Annotated in this window: 20 protein-coding genes; 15 read left to right on the top strand and 5 right to left on the bottom strand. The window is 61.3% G+C overall.

Annotation, left to right across the window (positions count from 1 at the left end; all coding sequences use genetic code 11):
- Window positions 1-12: 12 nt before the first annotated feature.
- From ACOZJV_RS28925 to ACOZJV_RS28875, 11 genes are all read left to right on the top strand, one after another.
- Window positions 13-1,449, top strand: a complete 1,437-nt coding sequence (locus ACOZJV_RS28925; protein WP_078471793.1) for a sigma-54-dependent transcriptional regulator — start codon at window positions 13-15, stop codon at window positions 1,447-1,449.
- A gap of 722 nt (window positions 1,450-2,171) precedes the next feature.
- Complete coding sequence (locus ACOZJV_RS28920) at window positions 2,172-3,566, top strand: polynucleotide adenylyltransferase PcnB (RefSeq protein ID WP_078471790.1); 1,395 nt, start codon at window positions 2,172-2,174, stop codon at window positions 3,564-3,566.
- Between the two features lie 4 nt (window positions 3,567-3,570).
- Window positions 3,571-4,050 carry a 2-amino-4-hydroxy-6-hydroxymethyldihydropteridine diphosphokinase gene (gene folK, locus ACOZJV_RS28915; protein ID WP_201128021.1) on the top strand — a complete coding sequence of 160 codons (480 nt, stop codon included), beginning with the start codon at window positions 3,571-3,573 and terminating at the stop codon, window positions 4,048-4,050.
- Window positions 4,051-4,285: 235 nt separating this feature from the next.
- Window positions 4,286-5,086 carry a 3-methyl-2-oxobutanoate hydroxymethyltransferase gene (gene panB / locus ACOZJV_RS28910; RefSeq protein ID WP_078471788.1) on the top strand — a complete coding sequence of 267 codons (801 nt, stop codon included), beginning with the start codon at window positions 4,286-4,288 and terminating at the stop codon, window positions 5,084-5,086.
- A complete protein-coding gene (gene panC, locus ACOZJV_RS28905; RefSeq protein WP_421549022.1) occupies window positions 5,083-5,943 on the top strand; it encodes a pantoate--beta-alanine ligase in 861 nt (286 codons plus the stop codon). Before panB ends, panC begins: the two co-directional genes overlap by 4 nt.
- A gap of 105 nt (window positions 5,944-6,048) precedes the next feature.
- Window positions 6,049-6,429: an aspartate 1-decarboxylase gene (gene panD / locus ACOZJV_RS28900; RefSeq protein ID WP_020296487.1), complete on the top strand. Its 381-nt coding sequence runs from the start codon at window positions 6,049-6,051 to the stop codon at window positions 6,427-6,429.
- Window positions 6,430-6,670: 241 nt separating this feature from the next.
- Window positions 6,671-8,335: a glucose-6-phosphate isomerase gene (pgi, locus tag ACOZJV_RS28895; RefSeq protein WP_078471785.1), complete on the top strand. Its 1,665-nt coding sequence runs from the start codon at window positions 6,671-6,673 to the stop codon at window positions 8,333-8,335.
- Window positions 8,336-8,553: 218 nt separating this feature from the next.
- Complete coding sequence (gene acs, locus ACOZJV_RS28890; protein ID WP_421549021.1) at window positions 8,554-10,491, top strand: acetate--CoA ligase; 1,938 nt, start codon at window positions 8,554-8,556, stop codon at window positions 10,489-10,491.
- 51 nt (window positions 10,492-10,542) lie between these two features.
- Window positions 10,543-11,409 (top strand): oxygenase MpaB family protein, encoded by an 867-nt coding sequence (locus ACOZJV_RS28885; protein WP_020296484.1) that lies wholly within the window; start codon window positions 10,543-10,545, stop codon window positions 11,407-11,409.
- Between the two features lie 146 nt (window positions 11,410-11,555).
- Window positions 11,556-12,572, top strand: coding sequence for a class I SAM-dependent rRNA methyltransferase (locus ACOZJV_RS28880; protein WP_421549020.1), 1,017 nt, complete (start codon window positions 11,556-11,558; stop codon window positions 12,570-12,572).
- Between the two features lie 108 nt (window positions 12,573-12,680).
- On the top strand, window positions 12,681-15,602 hold the full coding sequence (locus ACOZJV_RS28875) for a DUF748 domain-containing protein (protein WP_078471781.1): 2,922 nt from the start codon (window positions 12,681-12,683) through the stop codon (window positions 15,600-15,602).
- A gap of 184 nt (window positions 15,603-15,786) precedes the next feature.
- Here ACOZJV_RS28875 and ACOZJV_RS28870 read toward each other — a convergent pair whose 3' ends face one another.
- Both ACOZJV_RS28870 and ACOZJV_RS28865 read right to left on the bottom strand, forming a co-directional pair.
- Window positions 15,787-16,143 carry a BON domain-containing protein gene (locus ACOZJV_RS28870; RefSeq protein ID WP_078471780.1) on the bottom strand — a complete coding sequence of 119 codons (357 nt, stop codon included), beginning with the start codon at window positions 16,141-16,143 and terminating at the stop codon, window positions 15,787-15,789.
- A 331-nt stretch (window positions 16,144-16,474) separates the two neighbouring features.
- Window positions 16,475-16,891, bottom strand: coding sequence for a pilin (locus ACOZJV_RS28865; RefSeq protein WP_020296480.1), 417 nt, complete (start codon window positions 16,889-16,891; stop codon window positions 16,475-16,477).
- Window positions 16,892-17,237: 346 nt separating this feature from the next.
- Here ACOZJV_RS28865 and ACOZJV_RS28860 point away from each other — a divergent pair, with 346 nt between their 5' ends.
- The 4 genes from ACOZJV_RS28860 to yacG are packed head-to-tail and all read left to right on the top strand — an operon-like array spanning window position 17,238 to window position 20,150.
- The gene (locus ACOZJV_RS28860) at window positions 17,238-18,455 is read left to right on the top strand and encodes a type II secretion system F family protein (RefSeq protein ID WP_421549019.1); all 1,218 of its coding nucleotides are present in this window, start codon (window positions 17,238-17,240) and stop codon (window positions 18,453-18,455) included.
- Window positions 18,456-18,457: 2 nt separating this feature from the next.
- Window positions 18,458-19,330 (top strand): prepilin peptidase, encoded by an 873-nt coding sequence (locus ACOZJV_RS28855; protein WP_201128034.1) that lies wholly within the window; start codon window positions 18,458-18,460, stop codon window positions 19,328-19,330.
- A complete protein-coding gene (gene coaE / locus ACOZJV_RS28850) occupies window positions 19,327-19,950 on the top strand; it encodes a dephospho-CoA kinase (RefSeq protein ID WP_078471777.1) in 624 nt (207 codons plus the stop codon). The genes ACOZJV_RS28855 and coaE overlap by 4 nt, the downstream gene beginning before the upstream one ends.
- Entirely contained in the window at window positions 19,947-20,150 is a 204-nt protein-coding gene (gene yacG, locus ACOZJV_RS28845; protein WP_020296476.1) for a DNA gyrase inhibitor YacG, read from the top strand. The genes coaE and yacG overlap by 4 nt, the downstream gene beginning before the upstream one ends.
- 17 nt (window positions 20,151-20,167) lie before the next feature.
- Here the strand turns inward: yacG and ACOZJV_RS28840 are convergent, their stop codons facing one another.
- The 3 genes from ACOZJV_RS28840 to ACOZJV_RS28830 form a co-directional block, all read right to left on the bottom strand.
- The gene (locus ACOZJV_RS28840; RefSeq protein ID WP_020296475.1) at window positions 20,168-20,383 is read right to left on the bottom strand and encodes a hypothetical protein; all 216 of its coding nucleotides are present in this window, start codon (window positions 20,381-20,383) and stop codon (window positions 20,168-20,170) included.
- A gap of 62 nt (window positions 20,384-20,445) precedes the next feature.
- On the bottom strand, window positions 20,446-21,135 hold the full coding sequence (locus ACOZJV_RS28835) for an energy-coupling factor ABC transporter permease (protein ID WP_078471776.1): 690 nt from the start codon (window positions 21,133-21,135) through the stop codon (window positions 20,446-20,448).
- Complete coding sequence (locus ACOZJV_RS28830) at window positions 21,132-21,599, bottom strand: FAD/FMN-containing dehydrogenase (protein WP_421549018.1); 468 nt, start codon at window positions 21,597-21,599, stop codon at window positions 21,132-21,134. Before ACOZJV_RS28830 ends, ACOZJV_RS28835 begins: the two co-directional genes overlap by 4 nt.
- Between the last annotated feature and the right edge of the window lie 88 nt (window positions 21,600-21,687).

Raw genomic sequence — 21,687 nt, 5'->3', positions numbered from 1 at the left:
AGAATTGAATCAATGCCGCACATTCTGATCGTCGAAGACGAAACCATCATCCGCTCCGCCTTGCGTCGTCTGCTGGAGCGCAACCAGTACCAGGTCAGCGAAGCCGGCTCGGTGCAGGAAGCGCAGGAGCGTTTCAGCATCCCCACGTTCGACCTGATCGTCAGTGATTTGCGCTTGCCGGGCGCCCCCGGTACCGAGCTGATCAAGCTCGGCCAGGGCACGCCGGTGCTGATCATGACCAGCTACGCCAGCCTGCGTTCGGCCGTTGACTCAATGAAGATGGGCGCGGTGGATTACATCGCCAAACCTTTCGACCACGATGAAATGCTCCAGGCCGTGGCGCGCATCCTGCGCGATCGGCAAAGCGCCCAGGCCAACCCGGCTGAGCGTCCGGCGGGCAAGGCAGCCAACGCTGGCGAGAAAGCCGGCGCCGGCAACAGTAATGGCGAGATCGGCATCATCGGCTCATGCCCGCCGATGCAGGACATGTACAGCAAGATCCGCAAGGTCGCCCCGACCGACTCCAATGTACTGATCCAGGGCGAATCCGGGACTGGCAAGGAACTGGTGGCCCGCGCCCTGCACAATCTGTCGAAACGCGCCAAGGCGCCGATGATTTCGGTCAACTGTGCAGCCATTCCGGAAACCCTGATCGAGTCCGAACTGTTCGGCCACGAAAAAGGTGCATTCACCGGAGCCAGCGCCGGGCGCGCCGGCTTGGTGGAAGCAGCGGACGGCGGCACGCTGTTCCTCGACGAAATCGGCGAGCTGCCCCTGGAAGCCCAGGCGCGCCTGTTGCGGGTACTGCAGGAAGGCGAAATCCGTCGTGTCGGCTCGGTGCAGTCGCAGAAGGTGGATGTGCGCCTGATCGCTGCAACCCACAGGGACCTCAAGAGCCTGGCCAAGATCGGCCAGTTCCGTGAAGACCTTTATTACCGACTGCACGTGATTGCCCTCAAGCTGCCCGCACTGCGTGAGCGTGGCGCCGACGTCAACGAGATCGCCACCGCCTTTCTGGCACGCCAGAGCGCACGTGTCGGCCGCACCGACCTGAGGTTTGCCCCGGACGCCGAACAGGCCATTCGCCATTATTCCTGGCCAGGAAACGTGCGGGAACTGGAAAACGCCGTCGAGCGTGCGGTGATCCTGTGTGAAAGCCCGGAGATTTCTGCCGAGCTGCTGGGCATCGATATCGAACTGAGCGACCTGGACGATGACGACTTCATCGGCCTGGCTCCGCAACAGGGCGGCGCCAATACCACCAGCCACGAGCCCACCGAAGATCTGTCTCTGGAAGACTACTTCCAGCATTTCGTGCTCGAGCATCAGGACCATATGACCGAGACCGAACTGGCACGCAAACTGGGCGTCAGCCGCAAGTGCCTGTGGGAACGGCGCCAGCGCCTGGGCATTCCACGCCGCAAAACCGGGGTTGCCAGCGAAAGCTGAACCTTGGCTGTAGGGAGTGCGGGTAACACTCGACTTTGTGAAAAAACTGTTACCTCTGCAATTTCACGTAACAAAAGCCGGGGCTAAAGGTAACGAAGCCCCGGCTTTTTTTTGCCCGTAAAAAACCCAAAACACCGGTCAACCCCCAGTTTCATTGGGGCTCGCAAAAGTTGGCACGGCATCTGCTATATGTCTGGTACAAGAACAATAACAAGCAATGCATAAGACAATAAAAATAAGACGAATCGACTCACGCATAATAAAAACAACACGGCGGAGGCGCAGCTAACTGATTCTTTTGGAGAGGCGTTGTATTTGGGGCTTGCCCCACAACCAGGCCGAGAACAACAAAAACTGCCCTAAGGCAGAGCCTGAACTGGTTGGATCATCAGATCATTGCAACACAGCGATCAAAGCAATCCGTTTGCTCTTGGCTCCCGATTGGGAGGGTCACTCTGGGTAAACCAGGTGACACGGGCGTTAAACAAAAACAAGAAGCCCAAAACCAATAATAAAAATAGAGCACGCAACTACTTCTGGGGGAGCTTCGGCTCCCCTTGTAGTTTCCGCGATTCAGCTTTACCCGCCCAACCCATGCCGCTCACGGCTTTCAGCTCAAAACTCCGCCGTCCTACACCATCCCCCGACTAAATGCTAGAATCCCGGCCCATCATGCGGTCATTCTTCGTTATGGCCGAACATTCCTTCAAACAGTGCATCCCATGCTGAAGAAGTTGTTCCAGTCATTCCGTTCGCCCAAGCGTCATACGCAACACATCCGTAGCACGCCTGAAGTGCTCAACAGCAGCCAACATTCGCTGCAACGCGCCCAGTTCAGCCGCTATGCGGTGAACATCGTCGAACGCCTGCAGAACGCTGGCTATCAGGCGTACCTGGTAGGTGGTTGCGTGCGCGACATGCTGCTCAATATCACGCCCAAGGATTTCGACGTCGCCACCAGCGCCACACCGGAACAGGTGCGGGCGGAGTTTCGTAACGCGCGCATCATCGGTCGCCGTTTCAAACTGGTGCATATCCATTTTGGTCGCGAAATCATCGAGGTCGCGACCTTCCGCGCCAACCACCCGCAGAACGACGAAGAGGAAGACAGCAATCAGTCCTCGCGTAATGAAAGCGGGCGGATCCTGCGCGACAACGTCTACGGCACCCTCGAAGAAGATGCCCAACGCCGCGACTTCACCATCAACGCCCTGTATTACGATCCGGTCAGTGAGCGCATTCTCGATTACGCCAATGGCGTGCACGACATCCGCAATCATCTGATCCGCCTGATCGGCGACCCTCAGCAACGCTACCAGGAAGACCCGGTGCGGATGCTACGGGCCGTGCGCTTCGCAGCCAAGCTGGATTTCGGCATCGAGAAGCACACCGCCGCGCCGATTCGCGACCTGGCCCCGATGCTGCGGGAGATCCCGTCGGCACGCCTGTTCGAGGAAGTGCTCAAGCTGTTCCTCTCAGGCCACGCAGCAGACACCTTTGAGATGCTGGTGGACCTGCAACTGTTCGATCCGTTGTTCCCGGCCAGCGCCGAGGCCCTGGAGTACAACCCGACTTATACCCATACCCTGATCAGCGAAGCCCTGGCCAATACCGATCTGCGCATCAAGCAGAACAAACCGGTGACCCCGGCCTTCCTCTTCGCCGCGCTGCTCTGGCCGGCCCTTCCGGCCCGCGTGTTGCGCCTGCAGGAACGCGGCATGCCGCCAATTCCGGCGATGCAGGAAGCGGCACATGAGCTGATCGCCGAACAATGCCAGCGCATAGCAATTCCGAAACGCTTCACCATGCCGATCCGCGAGATCTGGGACATGCAGGAGCGCCTGCCACGTCGTAGCGGCAAGCGCGCCGACCAGTTACTGGACAACCCGCGTTTTCGTGCCGGCTATGACTTCCTGCTGCTGCGTGAGAGCGCAGGTGAGCAGACCGATGGCCTGGGCGAGTGGTGGACTGATTATCAGGATGCCAACGATGCCGAACGCCGCGACATGATCCGCGACCTCAGCGGCAAGGATGACAGTGCCAGCGGCGCTCCACGTAAACGCCGCCGCAGCAGCGGCGCCAAGCGCAAACGCAGCGCGGGCCCATCCGGCGAGTAAGTTGATGGAGCGCATCTACATCGGCATGGGCAGCAATCTGGCTGCCCCGACGCAACAACTGCGCAGCGCAACTGATGCCCTGGCGCAGCTGCCCGAGACCGAGTGGGTGGGCGTGTCGTCTTTCTATCAGAGCGACTCCCTGCTGCCCGGCCAACCGCGCTACACCAACGCAGTCGCGGCGCTTGATAGCCGCCTGTCCCCTCTGGCCTTGCTGGATGCGCTGCAAGCCATCGAAAACAGCCAGGGCCGGGAGCGCAACGAGCGCTGGGGCCCGCGCACCCTTGATCTGGATATCCTGCTGTTCGGTGACCGCCTGATCGACGAGCCGCGGCTCAAGGTCCCGCACTACCACATGCACGCCCGGGCCTTTGTCCTCTACCCCCTGGCGGAACTGGCTCCGGAAAACCTGCAACTGGCCGACGGCCGTACCCTGCGCGAACTCCTCGCGGCCTGCCCTTTTGTCGGGCTGGAACGGCTGGCCTGACAGCTGAAACGCATCAGTAACCGCGGTAACACCCGCGGCGTAACAATGCGGTAACACATCCAATTGACTTCCCGAGTTCTCCTCACGACTATAGGCGTCCCGTTGCCGCCAACCTGGCGTTAAAGGGCGCAATCCAGGCCTTATAAGCACGACAAAAGACCGTGCGCCTGAATAAACGAAGAATCACGCGCGTTACTCGCAGTAGTTTCCAAAGCGCCTGAATGAGGACCTTTTGATGCCGGATATCACCCTGACCACCCTGCAAAACCTCAAGCAGAAAGGCGAGAAGATCGCCATGTTGACCTGCTATGACGCCACCTTCGCCCACACCTGCTGCGAAGCGGGCGTCGACGTTCTGCTGGTGGGCGACTCCCTCGGCATGGTCTTGCAAGGGCACGACAGCACCCTCCCCGTTACCACCGCCGAAATGGCCTACCACGTGGCTTCGGTCAAACGCGGTAACAGTGGCGCGCTGATCCTCGCCGACCTGCCCTTCATGGCCTATGCCACCACCGAACAGGCCCTCAACAACAGCGCCCAGCTGATGCAGGCCGGTGCGCACATGGTCAAGGTCGAAGGTGCACTGTGGCTGGCGGATTCGATTCGCCTGCTGGCCGAGCGCGGCATTCCGGTGTGCGCGCACATGGGCCTGACCCCACAGTCGGTGAATATCCTTGGTGGGTACAAGGTCCAGGGCCGCAACGAGAACCAGGCCCGGCAGATGCGCGCGGATGCCATCGCCCTGGAGCAGGCGGGGGCAGCGATGCTGCTGCTCGAATGCGTGCCCAGCGAGCTGGCCACTGAAATCACCCAGGCGGTGAAAATCCCGGTGATCGGCATCGGCGCCGGCAGCGCCACCGACGGCCAGGTTCTGGTGATCCACGACATGCTCGGGCTGTCACTGAGCGGCCGTGCGCCCAAGTTCGTGAAGAACTTCATGGCCGGCCAGGACAGCATCCAGTCCGCCCTGGCCGCCTACGTCAATGAAGTCAAAGCCGGGACTTTCCCGGGCGCTGAACACGGATTCTCTGCATGAATACTGTTAAAACTGTGCGCGAGCTGCGCGCGGCGGTGGCTCGCGCCCGTAGCGAAGGCAAACGTATCGGTCTGGTCCCGACCATGGGCAACCTGCACAGCGGCCATGCCGCACTGGTGACCAAGGCGGCGCAGCGAGTGGATTTCGTGGTGGCGAGCATTTTCGTCAACCCGCTGCAATTCGGCGCGGGCGAAGACCTCGACAAGTACCCTCGGACCCTGGCCGCCGACCAGGAAAAACTGCTGCAAGCCGGCTGCCACCTGCTCTTCGCCCCCAGCGTTGAAGAGGTGTACCCGGAAGGCATGAGCGGCCAGACCCGAGTCAGCGTCCCCCAGCTTTCCGAAGGCCTGTGCGGCGCCAGCCGTCCCGGGCATTTCGAGGGCGTGGCGACCGTGGTCTGCAAGCTGTTCAACATGGTGCAGCCGGACCTCGCGGTGTTTGGCCAGAAGGACTTTCAGCAACTGGCGGTCATTCGTGCACTGGTCCAGGACCTGAACATGCCGATCCAGATTATCGGCGAGCCGACCGTACGGGCCGCGGACGGCCTGGCATTGTCTTCGCGCAACGGCTACCTCGACGAGCAACAACGCGCCATCGCGCCGGCGCTGTACCGCAGCCTGAACCAGATCGCCCAGGCTATCGAGCAGGGCGAACGGGATTATCCCAAGCTGCTGGGCGAACAACGCCAGCAACTGGAAGCGGCCGGTCTACGTCCCGATTACCTGGAGATCCGCCACGCCACGAACCTGCGCCTGGCCACGGCAGATGACCGCGACCTGGTGATTCTGGCGGCCGCGTATCTGGGCGCCACACGCCTGATCGATAACCTTCATCTGAACCTCGACGCCACGGCATAAAAGCCTGATTGCCCGAAGCAGGACCTTCGGGCAAACTGCCGCCGCCAGGGGCCCGCAGCCACTATTGCCGCGCCCCGCCCGAGGATCTGACAAGGGATACACCCCATGCACGCCATCATGCTCAAGGCCAAGCTGCATCGCGCCGAAGTCACCCACGCTGTGCTCGATTACGAAGGCTCTTGCGCCATCGATGGCGAATGGCTGGACCTGTCTGGCATCCGTGAGTACGAACAGATCCAGATCTACAACGTCGACAATGGCGAACGTTTCACCACCTACGCCATTCGCGGCGAGCCCGGTTCGCGCATGATCTCGGTCAACGGCGCCGCAGCGCACAAGGCCAAGGTCGGCGATCGGGTGATCATCTGCGCCTATGCCCACTACAGCGAAGCCGAGCTGCTCAACTTCCAGCCGCGCATGCTGTACATGGCCCCCGGCAACGAGCTGAGCCACACCAGCAATGCCATCCCGGTTCAGGTCGCCTGAAACCACTCTTTTCTAACAATCCACACCCCTTTGTTGCACCCGCCGTGCGCGCCGGTATAAAAAAGTACCGGCTACAGGTCAGACAAAGCCAAGACAGATCAACACGCGAGGGTTACTGTAATTGCCCCGCGCCATTTATCGTGTTGACGCAGGGTCGACCGAACGAGGCCTGTCATCCAACAGGACGTTCCGGGCTTTTCAGTGTCCAAAAGGCAGTTCAAGCAAAAGGAAAACCGCAGCGATGGCGTATTACCGCACCCCTCATGACGTTACCGCTCTGCCCGCCTGGCAGGCGTTGAATGACCACCGCCAAGCCATGCAGGATTTCAGCATGCGCGAAGCCTTCAATGCCGACCCGCAGCGCTTTCATCATTTCAGCCTGAGCAGCTGTGGGCTTTTTCTCGATTATTCAAAAAACCTGATCAACAGCGAAACCCGCGACCTGCTGGTGGGCCTGGCTGACGAAGTCGGCCTGCAGGACGCGATCAGGGCGCTGTTCAATGGCGAGTTGGTCAACTCTTCCGAAGGGCGCCCGGCCCTGCATACCGCCCTGCGCCGCCCGGTAGGCGACAAACTGTCGGTCAATGGCGTCAACGTGATGCCTGACGTGCACAAGGTGCTGAATCAGATCACCGACCTGGTGGGTCGCATTCACGACGGCCTGTGGCGTGGCTACACCGAAAAACCGATCACCGACGTGGTGAACATCGGTATCGGTGGCTCGTTCCTGGGCCCGGAACTGGTTTCCGAAGCCCTGCTGTCCTATGCCCAAAAAGGCGTGCGCTGCCATTACCTGGCGAACATCGACGGCAGTGAGTTCCATGAGCTGACCCTCAAGCTGCGCGCCGAGACCACGCTGTTCATCGTCTCGTCGAAATCCTTCAATACCCTGGAAACCCTGAAAAACGCCCAGGCCGCACGCGCCTGGTACCTGGCCCAGGGTGGTTCGGAAGCCGAGCTGTATCGGCACTTCATTGCGGTTTCCAGCAACAACGCCGCTGCCGTGGCGTTCGGTATCCGCGAAGAAAACATCTTCCCGATGTGGGATTGGGTCGGCGGCCGCTATTCGCTGTGGTCGGCCATCGGGTTGCCGATCGCCCTGGCCATCGGCATGTCGAACTTCAAGGAACTGCTGTCCGGTGCCTACACCATGGACCAGCATTTCCAGAGCGCGCCATTCGAACAGAACATGCCGGTACTGCTGGCGTTGCTGGGCGTCTGGTACGGCAACTTCTGGGGCGCGCAGAGCCACGCGATCCTGCCGTACGACCACTACCTGCGTAACATCACCAAGCACTTGCAGCAGTTGGACATGGAGTCCAACGGCAAGAGCGTGCGCCAGGACGGTACCCCGGTGTCCACTGATACCGGCCCGGTCATTTGGGGCGGCGTCGGCTGCAACGGTCAGCACGCTTACCACCAGTTGCTGCACCAAGGCACCCAACTGATTCCGGCCGACTTCATCGTGCCGATCGTCAGCTTCAACCCGGTCTCCGACCACCACCAGTGGCTGTACGCCAACTGCCTGTCGCAAAGCCAGGCGCTGATGCTGGGCAAGACCCGCGCCGAAGCCGAAACAGAACTGCGCGACAAAGGCCTGAGCGAAGACGAAGTGCAGAAGCTTGCGCCGCACAAGGTGATTCCGGGCAACCGCCCAAGCAACACCCTGGTGGTCGAGCGCATCAGCCCGCGTCGCCTGGGCGCACTGGTGGCGCTGTATGAACACAAGGTGTTCGTGCAGAGCGTCGTGTGGGGCATCAACGCCTTCGACCAATGGGGCGTGGAGCTGGGCAAGGAGCTGGGTAAAGGCGTCTACAACCGCCTGGTTGGCAGCGAGGAAACACCGGCTGACGATGCCTCCACTCAGGGTTTGATCAACTACTTCCGCGGTCGCCACCGCGGCTGACGGGTTGTTCGGCGTGGCCTGTTCAACGGGCCACGCTTTCACCTCCTGTAACAAAGGCAACGGCCAACCGGCGATGCACCCGCAAGCCGCGCACGGCCTAACCTGCTGCGACCCAGGCCAACCCCGCCTCGACCTCGACGGCGGGCCTGCCTCTTGAACCCTCCCCCCGCTCGGCGCATCTTTATTACTTGTCGCAAAAACAAGAATAAGGAACCGTCATGTTCGATATCAGCACGTTCCCCAAAGCCGATGCCGTCCGCCGGGCAGCACAACTGAGCCAGGACGATTACCAGCGCCTGTACCGACAATCCATCGAACACCCCAGCGTCTTCTGGGCCGACCAGGCCAACCGTTTTCTCGACTGGAGCAAACCGTGGCAGACCGTCCAGCGCTATGACCTGAAAACCGGTGCCGCCAGTTGGTTTGCCGGTGCCGAGCTGAACGTCAGCTACAACTGCATCGACCGTCACCTGGAACAGCGTGGCGACCAGGTGGCCATTCTCTGGGAAGGCGACGATCCGGCCGAGTCGCTGCAGATCACCTATAAAAAGCTCCACCACTACGTGTGTCGCCTGGCCAACGTGTTGAAAAGCCGTGGCGTGAAGAAGGGCGACCGGGTGTGCATCTACATGCCGATGATTCCCGAAGCCGCTTACGCCATGCTCGCCTGCACGCGAATCGGCGCCGTGCACTCGGTGGTCTTTGGTGGCTTCTCCCCGGATGCCTTGCGCGACCGGATTCTGGATGCGGATTGCCGCACCGTCATCACCGCCGATGAAGGCGTGCGCGGCGGCAAGTTCGTACCGCTCAAAAACAACGTCGACCAAGCCCTGCTCAACTGCCCCGGAGTCAGTACCGTCGTGGTGGTCGAGCGCACGCAAAACCCGGTGAACTGGGTCGAAGGCCGCGACCTCTGGTATCACCAGGCCCTGCGCAGCGTCGACGATGACTGCCCGCCAGAGCCCATGGACGCCGAAGACCCGCTGTTTATCCTCTATACCTCGGGCAGCACCGGCAAACCCAAGGGCGTGCTGCACACCACCGGCGGTTACCTGCTGCAGGCGGCCATGACCTTCAAGTACGTGCTCGACTACCGCGACGGAGAAGTCTTCTGGTGCACTGCGGATGTCGGCTGGGTCACCGGCCACAGCTACATCGTCTACGGCCCGCTGGCCAATGGCGCCACGACCCTGATCTTCGAGGGCGTGCCCAGCTACCCGAGCAGCTCGCGGTTCTGGGAGGTCATCGACAAACACCAGGTGAATATTTTCTACACCGCGCCAACCGCTCTGCGGGCCTTGATGCGCGAAGGCCCCGAACCCTTGCAGCAAACCTCGCGCAGCAGCCTGCGCCTGCTTGGCAGCGTCGGCGAACCGATCAACCCGGAAGCCTGGGAGTGGTATTTCAATGTGGTAGGCGAGCAACGCTGCCCGATCGTCGATACCTGGTGGCAGACCGAGACCGGCGGCATCATGCTCAGCCCCCTGGTAAGCGCAACCCGGATCAAGCCCGGCTGCGCCACCCAGCCCATGTTTGGCGTACAACCCGTGCTGCTGGACGAACAGGGCAAGGAAATCACCGGCGCCGGCAGCGGCGTGCTGGCCATCAAAGCCAGCTGGCCTGGGCAGATCCGCAGCGTCTATGGCGATCCGCAGCGCATGGTCGACACCTATTTCAAACCTTACCCCGGCTACTACTTCACCGGTGACGGCGCACGCCGCGACGAGGACGGCGATTACTGGATCACCGGGCGCATCGATGACGTGATCAATGTCTCCGGCCATCGCATCGGCACCGCCGAGGTCGAGAGCGCGCTGGTGCTGCATGACAGCGTTGCCGAAGCCGCCGTGGTCGGTTACCCCCATGACCTCAAGGGCCAGGGCATCTATGCCTTCGTCACCCCAATGAACGGGGTCGAAGCCAACGATGACCTGAAGAAACAACTGCTGGCCCTGGTCAGCAAGGAAATCGGCAGCTTCGCCAAGCCGGAACTGCTGCAATGGGCGCCGGCCTTGCCGAAAACCCGGTCGGGCAAGATCATGCGGCGTATCCTGCGCAAGATCGCCTGCAACGAGCTGGACAGCCTGGGCGACACCTCGACCCTGGCCGACCCCAGCGTGGTCGAGGGGCTGATCGACAAACGCCTGAACCTCTGAATCGGCGCGGCCCAGGCCGCGCTTCTCTCATGAAGACATCACCGAGCTGTCATGGAATTCATTCGTAGCCGCATCGAAAACCAAGTCATGAGCCTGTCCGGCCTGTCGCTGGGCAAACTCGACCTGGAAAACCCCAAGGGCGACCCGGGCCTGTTCGGCCCGGACTCGGTCAGTTGGCAAGTGCATGGCGATTTCAGCAGCATGCTGATCGGCGGCATCAGTGCCCTGTTGATGCAGGCTCTGCACCCACTGGCCCTGGCCGGGGTCTGGGACCATTCAAACTTTCGCCAGGACATGCTCGGCCGCCTGCGCCGCACCGGCCAGTTCATTTCCGGCACCACCTTCGGTTCGCGCCAGGATGCTGAATGGCTGATCGACAAGGTGCGCACCATTCACCTGCAGGTGGTTGGCACCGCGCCCGACGGCCGCCCCTACGCCGCCAGCGACCCTGACCTGCTGACCTGGGTGCATGTGGCTGAAGTCAGCAGCTTCCTCGCGGCCCACTTGCGCTACCGCAACCCGAACTTGTCGCCCGCCGATCAAGACCGGTATTACGCCGAGATCGCGCTGGTTGCCGAACGCCTCGGCGCCCGCGATATCCCGCGCTCGCGCCGGGAGGTCGGCGATTACCTGGCCCGCATGCAACCGCAGTTGTTGTGTGACGAACGCAGTCGAGAAGTGCTGCGCCTTTTACTGGCGGCCCCCGCTCCCAGCCGTCTGGCCAAGCCTTTTGGCGCACTGATGATGAAGGCCGGAATCGATCTGCTGCCGGACTGGGCCAGTGCGATGCTCGACGTCAGCCAGAACCCGCTGCAACGCCAGTTGATCCGCGCCAGCGTCAACCGCAGTGCGCCCATGCTGCGCTGGGCGGTGCGTAATGGCTCGGTACAACGGGCGAAACGGCGCATGGGGCTGTAAGACCGAAGCAGTGAAGGACGCAGAACTGATGGGTTGCCCGGGGGCGGTTGAATAGGTTGCGCTCCCAGGGCGCAGGCCAGCAGGAACAAGCCCTCTGGCGACATAGCTGGTAAACTGCCGCGCCCAATCATTCGCAAGGCGCCCGCATGTCTTCCTTGAATCAGGCGCTGCGCGCCGCCCTCGATCATCGCCAGGAACTGCTCGCCGAATTGCATCAGCAAGGCACCGATTGCTATCGCCTGTTCCACGGCAGCCAGGAAGGGGCCGGCGGCCTGACCGTCGACCGCTATGGCCCGCAACTGCTGGTGCAGAGCTTTCACCAGAGCCTGGAACGCGACACGCTGCTGGAACTGCACCAGGCCATCAACCAACACCTGGGCCTGGACACCCTGCTGGTCTACAACGACCGCTCTCGGGGCAACTCGCGGATCGACCGCGAAGACACGGTGTATCGCGCCGATGAGGCCGCGCTGCAAGACCTGGTGGGCCATGAATGGGGCCTGAACTACCGGGTCCGCGGCCGACATGCGGGGCAGGATCCCCTGCTGTTTCTCGACCTGCGCAACGCCCGCGGCTGGGTCAAGGCACACAGCGCCGGCAAAAGCGTGCTCAACCTGTTTGCCTATACCTGTGGCGTCGGCCTGAGTGCCGCAGCCGGTGGCGCCCGCGAGGTCTGCAACCTGGACTTCGCCGAAGGCAACCTGGCGGTGGGCCGGGAGAACGGTGCGCTGAACCCGCAGTTGCCGACCATGGAGTTCGTGCAGTCCGATTACTTCCCGGCCATTCGCCAATTGGCCGGACTGCCCATCAGCCAGCGTCGCGGGCAGAAACTGCCCAGTTATCCGCGCCTGGAACAGCGTCAATACGACCTGGTATTGCTCGACCCGCCCGCCTGGGCCAAGAGCGCCTTCGGCACCGTCGACCTGTTGCGCGATTACCAGAGCCTGCTGAAGCCGGCGTTGCTGGCCACCGCCGAGGATGGGGTGCTGATCTGCTGCAACAACCTGGCAAAGGTATCGATGGACGACTGGCGTGGACAGGTGCTGCGTTGCGCCGAAAAGGCCGGGCGCCCGGTGCGTGACTGCCAGGTACTGACCCCCGGCGCGGACTTCCCGTCGCAGGACCAACAGCCACCGCTCAAGACCCTGGTCCTGCAACTCTGACCCGGTAGCGGCAAATCTGAACAATCCTGTATCCACCGATTGTTTCGGAACCGGAAACGCGTGCCATACTCCAAGGCACTTCCGATATCAGATAGATGAAGCCCTCGCATGACCAAAGGATTGATTCGCGCTATCGGCGCCCTGTTGACTGCTCTTGCCCTTTACAGTCTGTTGGGCTTTCTGATCTTGCCGGGCATTGCCTTGCGGGTGGCCAATCAGCAACTCGCCAACTACGCCACCACCCCGGCCCATATCCAACGTATCGAATTCAATCCGTACAGCCTGGAGCTCACGCTCTGGGGGCTGAATATCGGTGCGCCAGGTAAAGAGCAGGTAGGCTTCGAACGCCTCTATCTGAACCTGCAACTGGACAGCCTGTGGACCCGCGCGCTGCATCTGGCGGATATCGAACTGGATAAACCCAAGACCGAGATCCTGTTTGACAAGGAAGGCAAACTCAATCTGCTGGGGCTATTCAAGATCCCCGCCAGCGAACCGACCCCTGCCGATCCCGACGCCAAGCCGTTCCCACTGCGTATCGAGCGCATCAAGCTGGCGAGCGGTTATGTGCACTTCCAGGACCTGCGCCCGAGCGAGCCGATCGAGTTCCTGTACGACAAACTCGACTTCGAGTTGAAGAACCTCAGCACCCTGCCCGATGACAACGCCGACATGACCCTGGTCGCGGCCGGGCCCGAAGGCGGACAGATCGACTGGTCCGGTAACTTCAGCCTGATCCCGCTGACTTCCGAGGGCAACCTGAAGGTCACTGACGGCAAGATGAAAGTCTGGTGGCCCTACGTTCGCGACGCCGTGCCGCTGGTTCTCGAGGACGGCATCCTCAACCTCAGCACGCACTACACGCTCAACCTGTCCAAGGAAACCGAGTTGCTGCTCAGCGATACTTCGCTGAGCGTCGCGCCCTTCGCCATCAAGGCCCCGGACGGCCGTCCCCTGGCCCGCCTGGAGCGCCTGGATGTCAGCGAAACCACGATAGACCTGGCCAAGCAGCAGGTGGTGGTCGGCAAGATTCGCAGCCAGAAGCTGGAAACCTGGGCCGCCCTCGAAGCCGATGGCCAGCTGGATTGGCAAAAACTGTTCGCCAGCCAACCGGCCAAACCGGCACCGGCCCCAGCGCCCGCGACTGCCGACACCCCCAAGGCGCAGCCGGCAGCACCGAGCAAACCCTGGCAGGTGTTGCTCAAGGATGTGCAACTGCGCAACTACCAGGTGCACCTCGCAGACCGTAAAGCCAAACCTGCGGTGGCCCTGGAAGTCGGTCCGCTGAACCTGGACCTGCAAAATTTCGACAGCCTCAATCAGTCGCCCTTTACCCTCAAGCTCGACAGCGGGCTGGGCAAACAGGGCAAGCTCCAAGCGAACGGCGAGGTCAACCTGAACCCGGTCACGGCCAAGCTCCAGGTGCAGACCCGGGATATCGACCTGCGGGTCGCGCAGTCCTATATCAGCCCGTTCATTCGCCTGGAACTGCGCAGCGGCATGCTCGACAGCGACCTGGCGGTCAACCTGAAAAAAGTCGACCCGCTGACACTCGCCATCACCGGCCGCGCCGAAGTGAACCAGTTGCACACCCTCGACACCCTGAAAACCCGCGACTTCGTGAAGTGGCAAAAGGTCGTGGTCGAAGGTCTCAACTATCAACACGGCGACAGCCTGTCGATCGACAAGGTCAACCTGTACCAGCCTTATGCGCGGTTCATGATCAACGATGACCGCACCACCAACGTCGACGACTTGCTGATTCCGCAACCGGCCAACAGCGGCGCCAAGCCTGCTGCCAAACCCGCGCCAGGCAAGGACAAACCGCTGGGGATTCACATTGGTGCGATTGCCATCAATGACGGTTCGGCCAACTTTGCCGACTTCAGTCTGACGCCCAACTTCGCCACCGCGGTGCAACAACTCAACGGGCAGATCGGCACCATCGACAGTCGCCAGGCAAAACCGGCCAGTGTCGACGTCAAGGGCAAGGTCGATCGTTATGCGCCGGTCACCATCAAGGGCAGCGTCAACCCGTTCGACCCCATGGCCGCGCTGGATATCGCCACCAGCTTCAAACGCGTGGAGTTGACCACCCTCACCCCCTACTCGGGCAAGTTCGCCGGCTACCGCATCCGCAAGGGCCGACTCAACCTCGACCTGCACTACCTGATCACCAACGGCCAACTCAAGGCCGAGAACAAGGTGGTGGTCGAGCAGCTGCAACTGGGTGAAAAAGTCGACAGCCCGGACGCGGTGAGCCTGCCGCTGAAACTGGCGATTGCCTTGCTCAAGGACGTCGATGGCAAGATTTCCATTGAGCTGCCCGTGACCGGCGACCTCAACAACCCACAGTTCAGTGTCATGCCGATTGTCTGGCAGACCCTGCGTAACCTGATCGTCAAGGCTGCCGCTGCGCCCTTCAAACTTATTGGCGGGCTGATCGCGGGAGGCGGTTCGGAAGACCTGGGCAGCGTGTCGTTCGCCCCTGGCTCAAGCGATCTGGGCAAGGACTCGGAAGCCGCGCTGGTAAAACTTGCCAACGCACTCAAGGAGCGTCCGGCCCTGCGCCTGGAGATCGAAGGCACTGCGGCGCAGAGCAGCGATGGCCCACTGCTGGCCCAGCAACGACTGGAACGGGAATACCAGTACAACTACTACAAGATGCTCCAGCGTCGTGGGGACAAGGTGCCCGCCCAAGCGTCGCTGCTGCAAGTACCCGACAGCGAGAAGAGCCCGCTCCTCGAAGGCATTTATCGCACTCGCCTCAAGACCCAGCCGCCGGCCGAGTGGAAGGACCTGGGCAAGGAAGAACGCAGCGCAAAAATGCGTGAAGCGGTGATCAAGTTCTGGAGTGGCAGCGATGTACTGTTGCGCCAACTGGGCCAGGAGCGCGCCAGCAGCATCAAGGACTTCCTGGTGGACAAGGGCCAACTGGCCGATGACCGCGTCTACTTCATCGACGCCAATCTCGGTGAAGCCGAAAGCGATGGCCGAGTCATCACCCCGATGCACCTGGATGCGGAATAACCCCTGACTGCGCCGCAGCCTGAAGGCCGCGATCTTTTCCCGCCGCAATAGAACAGGCCCCGACACAAAGTGCCGGGGCCTGTAATGACCACATCCTTGTGGTCTTCCGCATGAACCTTCAGGAAGCGCCAGGCGTGTTACTCAGCTCGCCCTACACCTCATCTCCCAGTCCAGGCAAGAACTCTTACTGGGCTTTCAGGCCGTCAGCGGAAACCGCTTTAACGCCTTTGATTTTCTTGGTGATGGCAACAGCGGTGGCTTTCTGCGCATCGGTCACCGCGACGGTGGACGACAGCGACACTACACCTTTGTTGGTTTCGACTTTGATGTCGGTGCCTGGGATGCCTTTTTCGGTAACCAGGTCGCTTTTAACTTTGGTGGTGATCCAGGTATCGGAGGTAGCTTCTTTAGCCTTGGTCACTTCACCGGCAGCCACAACCATCGGTGCCTGGGTGTTTTGAGTGGTCTGCGCAAATGCTGCGTTGGCCATGGTCAGGGTCAGAGCGGTAGCAGTTGCGGCAGCGATAGCGAACTTCTTCATACGAGTAACTCCTGTTTTTCTGGAAAGCCTGCGCCGTGTCCTGGCAACAGGGTTACCAGAGATATTGCAGGCGCTGTGCCAACTTCTGATAACAGATAAAACCCTTATAAAACAATAAGTTATTAAAACAGCAAAAATCCGGAATCATGCAATTTGCATGACACCCTGCGGATCTGCGTGCAAGTTGCGGTTTCTCGCTCAACCTTAACCGTCTGAAATCGCGAAACTTTCCCTGCGCCCTGGATTCCGGCCGTATCTGAACCGGAAGACCGGCTTGGCGCGCCCCACACCCCAGCGGGCGCGACATCCGCAGTTCGTTCCCGGCGTTACATCATGCGCCGCCGGCCGTGCAGCCCTTGGGCGCGTAGTCCGCCCCTACCGTGGTGTTGCACAGCCACCCGGACGTGTTGGTACGACTCAGGGTCAGGGTCTGGTTCAGTACCGGGCCCGGCGCGTTGAGGATGGTGCAGGCAATCACGCCCTCGCCGCTGGCCGCCGTGCCGCTGGCGGTCATGCGGCAATTGGTGGTCAGGGCCGTACCGCCGACCAGTTCAAGGGTCGGATCACTGCCCTGGTTGAGCTGATCTTCGAAATTGACCTTCAGCGCCGAGGCTTCGGCCAATGCCGCCACCACCTTGGCCCGAGCCTGGTATTTGGAATACAGCGGCAGGGCAAAGGTGGCGAGGATGCCGATGATGGCGACCACCACCAGCAATTCAATCAGGGTAAAGCCCTTCTGACTCTTCATGGACAAGCTCCAAGCATGAACGGGAATGTCATGACCTGAAGTGCTTGAAGCATGGCCTGTGCCAGCCCCTGAAAGCCCGTAGATCAAGGCTTGCAGCGGAGATGGCCGATGGCTTTCATCACAAGGAGTCGCACAAACTGACAATTTTCGTCAGCCGCCAGCCTGGGGCCGAGGGTATTTGCTGGCTAGGCTTGTACAGGAAAACGGCCCAGGGAGGCGCCGTTCCCCAGCGCTCAGGAACATCTCGGGGCAATCACGATCTATCAGGCGGTCGGCGCGACCTTAAAGGCGTCAAACCATTGCCTGCGGCCCGGAATAGTCCAAAGGCGCCAGCAAGGACCGAACCATGGCGGTAAAAGCAGCAAGAGTCAGTGTCTACGCCTGGGAAGGCAGCGACCGAAACGGACGCAAGCTGAGCGGCGAATTGACCGGACACAATCCGGCACTGATCAAGGCGCAATTGCGTCAGCAAGGAATCAACCCGGGGCGGGTGCGGAAAAAGCCAGTGGCGCTGCTCAGCAGCGGCAAAGCCATCGTTGCGCGAGATATCGTGCTGTTCACCCGGCAGATGGCGACCATGATGAAAGCCGGGGTACCGCTGCTGCAGTCGTTCGATATCATCGCCGAGGGCTTCGACAAGCCGCGCATGCGCAATCTGATCCACGCGCTCAAGCGTGAAATCGAAGCCGGCAACAGCTTTGCCGGGGCCCTGCGCAAACATCCCCGGCAGTTCGACGAGCTGTATTGCAACCTGGTGGATGCCGGCGAGCAAGCCGGCGCCCTGGACACCCTGCTGGAGCGGGTAGCCACCTACAAGGAAAAAAGCGAAAGCCTCAAGGCCAGGATCAAAAAGGCCATGACCTATCCCTTGGCGGTCATCTGCGTCGCCTTGATCGTCAGCGGCATTTTGCTGGTCAAGGTGGTGCCGCAATTTCAGTCGATGTTCGCCGGGTTGAATACCCAACTGCCGGCTTTTACCCAGGCCGTCATCGGGCTCTCGCAGTTTATGCAGGAGCGCTGGTGGCAAATGCTGCTGGCTGGCGCCCTTGCGTTGCTCGCGGCGCGCTACGGCTATCGGCGTTTCCAGGGGCTGCGCGACTGGTTGGATGTCAGCCTGCTAAAGCTGCCACTGGCCGGGCCGCTGTTGTACAAGTCGGCGGTGGCGCGTTACGCCCGGACCCTGGCCACCACCTTTGCTGCCGGCGTGCCCCTGGTGCAGGCCCTGGATTCGGTAGCCGGCGCCACCGGCAACAGCCAGTTCAAAAAAGCGGTGCAGCAGGTCAGGGAGGATGTGGCCAGCGGCATGCAACTGAACTTCGCCATGCGCACCTGTGGAATGTTCCCTACTATGGCGATCCAGATGACGGCGATCGGCGAAGAATCCGGCGCCCTGGACTCCATGCTGGAAAAAGTGGCGACCTACTATGAAGCCGAGGTCGACAACTTGGTCGACACCCTCACCAGCCTCATGGAGCCCTTTATCATGGTGATTTTGGGCAGCATCGTCGGCGGCCTGGTGGTGGCCATGTACCTGCCCATCTTTCAACTCGGCACAGCGATCTGAGCATGTCTTTGACTGAAGTTCTGGCCATCTACCCATTGGCCTTCGTGTTATCCGCGCTGATTCTCGGGCTGCTGATCGGCAGCTTCCTCAATGTGCTGGTCTGGCGCCTGCCCAAAATGCTCCAGCGCGACTGGCAGGCCCAGGCCCATGAAGTGCTGGGTCTGCCCGAGCAGTCGCCAGCGCCGACCTATAACCTGCTGTTGCCGCACTCCCACTGCCCGCACTGCGCCCACCAGATCCGCGCCTGGGAGAACATCCCGCTGCTCAGCTACCTGCTGCTGCGCGGGCGTTGCTCACAGTGCGCAGCCAGGATCAGCCCACGCTATCCGCTTACCGAGCTGGCTTGCGGCCTGCTGTCGGCCTTTATTGCCTGGCATTTCGGGTTTGGCTGGCAGGCTGGTGTGGTGCTGCTGCTCACGTGGGGGCTGCTGACGCTGAGCCTGATCGACGCCGAGCATCAACTGCTGCCTGACGTGCTGGTATTGCCTCTGTTGTGGCTGGGGCTGATCGTCAACAGTTTCGGGCTGTTCGTCAGCCTGGACGATGCGCTGTGGGGCGCCGTGCTTGGTTATATGTGCCTGTGGTCGGTGTACTGGCTGTTCAAACTGCTGACCGGCAAGGACGGCATCGGCCATGGCGACTTCAAGCTGCTGGCCATGATTGGTGCATGGGGCGGCTGGCAGAGCCTGCCACTGACCATCATGCTGGCGTCGCTGGTGGGAGCCTTGGTGGGGGCGCTGATGCTGCGCTGGCGCAATGCGCAAACCTCGACCCCGATCCCCTTCGGGCCTTTTCTGGCAATTGCCGGCTGGATTGCCTTGCTCTGGGGTGGTCAAATAACCGACCTCTATTTGCAGTTTGTCGGGCTCCAATGACTAACCCTGTAACCAAACCCTGGATTCTTGGCCTCACCGGCGGCATCGGCAGTGGCAAAAGCGCTGCGGCGCAACATTTTATCGACCTGGGCATCCATGTCGTGGACGCCGATCACGCCGCTCGTTGGGTGGTGGAGCCCGGACGTCCGGCCCTGGCGCGCATCGCTGAACATTTCGGCGCAGGCGTGCTGCAGGCTGACGGCCAGTTGGACCGAGCCGCCCTGCGCAAGCTGATTTTTGAAGTCCCGGAGCAGCGACGCTGGCTCGAAGCCCTGCTGCACCCGTTGATCGCCGAGGAAATCGTCGTCCACTTGGCGCGTGCACAATCGCCCTATGCAATCCTGGTGTCGCCGCTGCTGATCGAGTCCGGCCAGGCGGCAATGACTCAGCGGGTGCTGGTGATCGATGTCCCGCAACAGCTGCAAATCGAGCGCACCCTGCAGCGCGACCAGATCAGCGAACAGCAGATCCAGGCGATTCTCAAGGCCCAGGCCAGCCGCGAAGAGCGTCTGCGCCATGCCGACGATGTGCTGGCCAACGACCGCGACCTTGCCTGGTTGCACAGTGAGGTCGAGCGCCTGCACCACTTTTATCTAACTTTGCGTGGAGGCCAGTCATGAGCCAACCCCTGACCGTAGAATGCCCAACCTGTGGCGCCCCCGTTGAATGGACCGCCGAGAACAGCAACCGGCCGTTCTGCTCGGACCGTTGCAAACTGATCGACCTGGGTGCCTGGGCGTCCGAAGAACACAAGATTCCGGTCAGCCCGGACGCCGAAGACGAATTGTTCTCCGAAGACCTGCCGCCCCGCGCCCACTGAACCCCGGCTGCATCGTTCTAAGGACGCATAAACCCGTAATCCTGCTGGTCGTCGAGGTTCTCCGCGAGAAACTGCAATTCGTCGGCCAGGTCCTCAATACTGCGTACGCTCTTGCTCTGCTGCACCACCGCGCTGAGCAGGGCGCGCAGGCTCAGGCCCGGCTCAAAGCCCTGCTCCTGGGCCTGCTCCAGATTCTTGCGCATTTCCTGCCTTGCCCATTCGTAGACACTCATGACCGTACTCCAGAAATTTTCCAGAGCATGAGACGGCGCCTGGCCGACGTAATTGATATGGATCAAGAACGTGGATCGTCGTCCTTCCACGGTGCCGAGAGGTAGCGGGTACGGTTGAAGGTTTCCAGCCACTCGGGGCAGAACACCACCAGCGCGCTGATCACCATGCCGTTGATAAAGGCCTCGGGGAAAATGATCAGCCAAAGGTAGCCGACGAAATCCTCCAGCCACTCAGGCATGGCAAAACGCTCGTCGAACCACAGCAGGCCCAGCCCGACCAACAGGCACAGCAAGGCCGAGAGTGCCGCAGCAAAAAAGCCGGAGCAAAAGATGTACACAAAGGGGTTACGCGGTTGCGCCCGCTCCACGAGGATCGCGCAGCATTCGGTGACCAGCACCGGCAACAGAATCAGCAACGCCCCGTTGACCCCCATGGCGGCCAGGTCCTGACGCCCGAGCAGCACCAGCCCCAACTGGGCCACCAACCCGCCGACCACTGCCAGCGGCCAGTCCAGAAGCAAGGTCACGGCGGTCATGCCGATAAAGTGATAAGACACGCCGGTGTCGAAGTCCCGGCGCACCAGCCACAACATAAACAGCGCGAACACCGTGCCAAACAGCAAATGCTGACGTCGACGGTCGGAGAACAACTCGACCCAGGGCGACCGCGCTATCGCCCAGATCAACACCGGCACATACAGCAGCCAGCCGACCACCAGGGTCGGCGCCGACAGCACGGCCGCACTGATCATGGCTGCAGTTGCTCCAGCGCCTCGCGCAGTTCGGCAGCGGTGGCGTACTCACGTTGCGCAACCAGCCGCCCTTCATTGAGCTGCAACCACAAGACCTTATTCTCGGCGCCGGGATAACGCGGTGCGACTCGTCCTTCGCGGTCGAGCAGAACCCGGTAGGAGTAATCGCGCATGGCCGGGACCGCGAACATTTTCGCGATCAGCGTCGGCATGCGCTGGATATCCGCGACGAATACCGTGTGTCGCGCCTCCAGATAGCCCTTGGGGCGATCTTCCAGCGCGGCCTTGACCAGCTTGGCCGCGTCCATGCCGCGCGCCACCAGCAACGTATGGGTCTGCTGATCCAGGCTGTAGGGTTGGTCGAACTGGTCGAGCAGGGTCCAGGGCGCCAGGCGCTCCCCGATTTCAGTCGCCTGTGCCCCCAGGCACAGCACACTCAGCAACAGCATCACGCCATACTTCACCGCATTCTCTCCTCTGGGCATCGCACATTGTTCAGGCCAGCAGTCTACACCGCCCTTCGCAGCCCTCCAGTCAAACGAACCTTTCAGC

The sequence above is a fragment of the Pseudomonas sp. QD4 genome (assembly GCF_049199125.1).
In the GTDB taxonomy this organism is placed as follows: domain Bacteria; phylum Pseudomonadota; class Gammaproteobacteria; order Pseudomonadales; family Pseudomonadaceae; genus Aquipseudomonas.
Note: the sequence above shows the minus strand (reverse complement) of the source record. Positions and strands in the feature narration are given on the sequence as shown.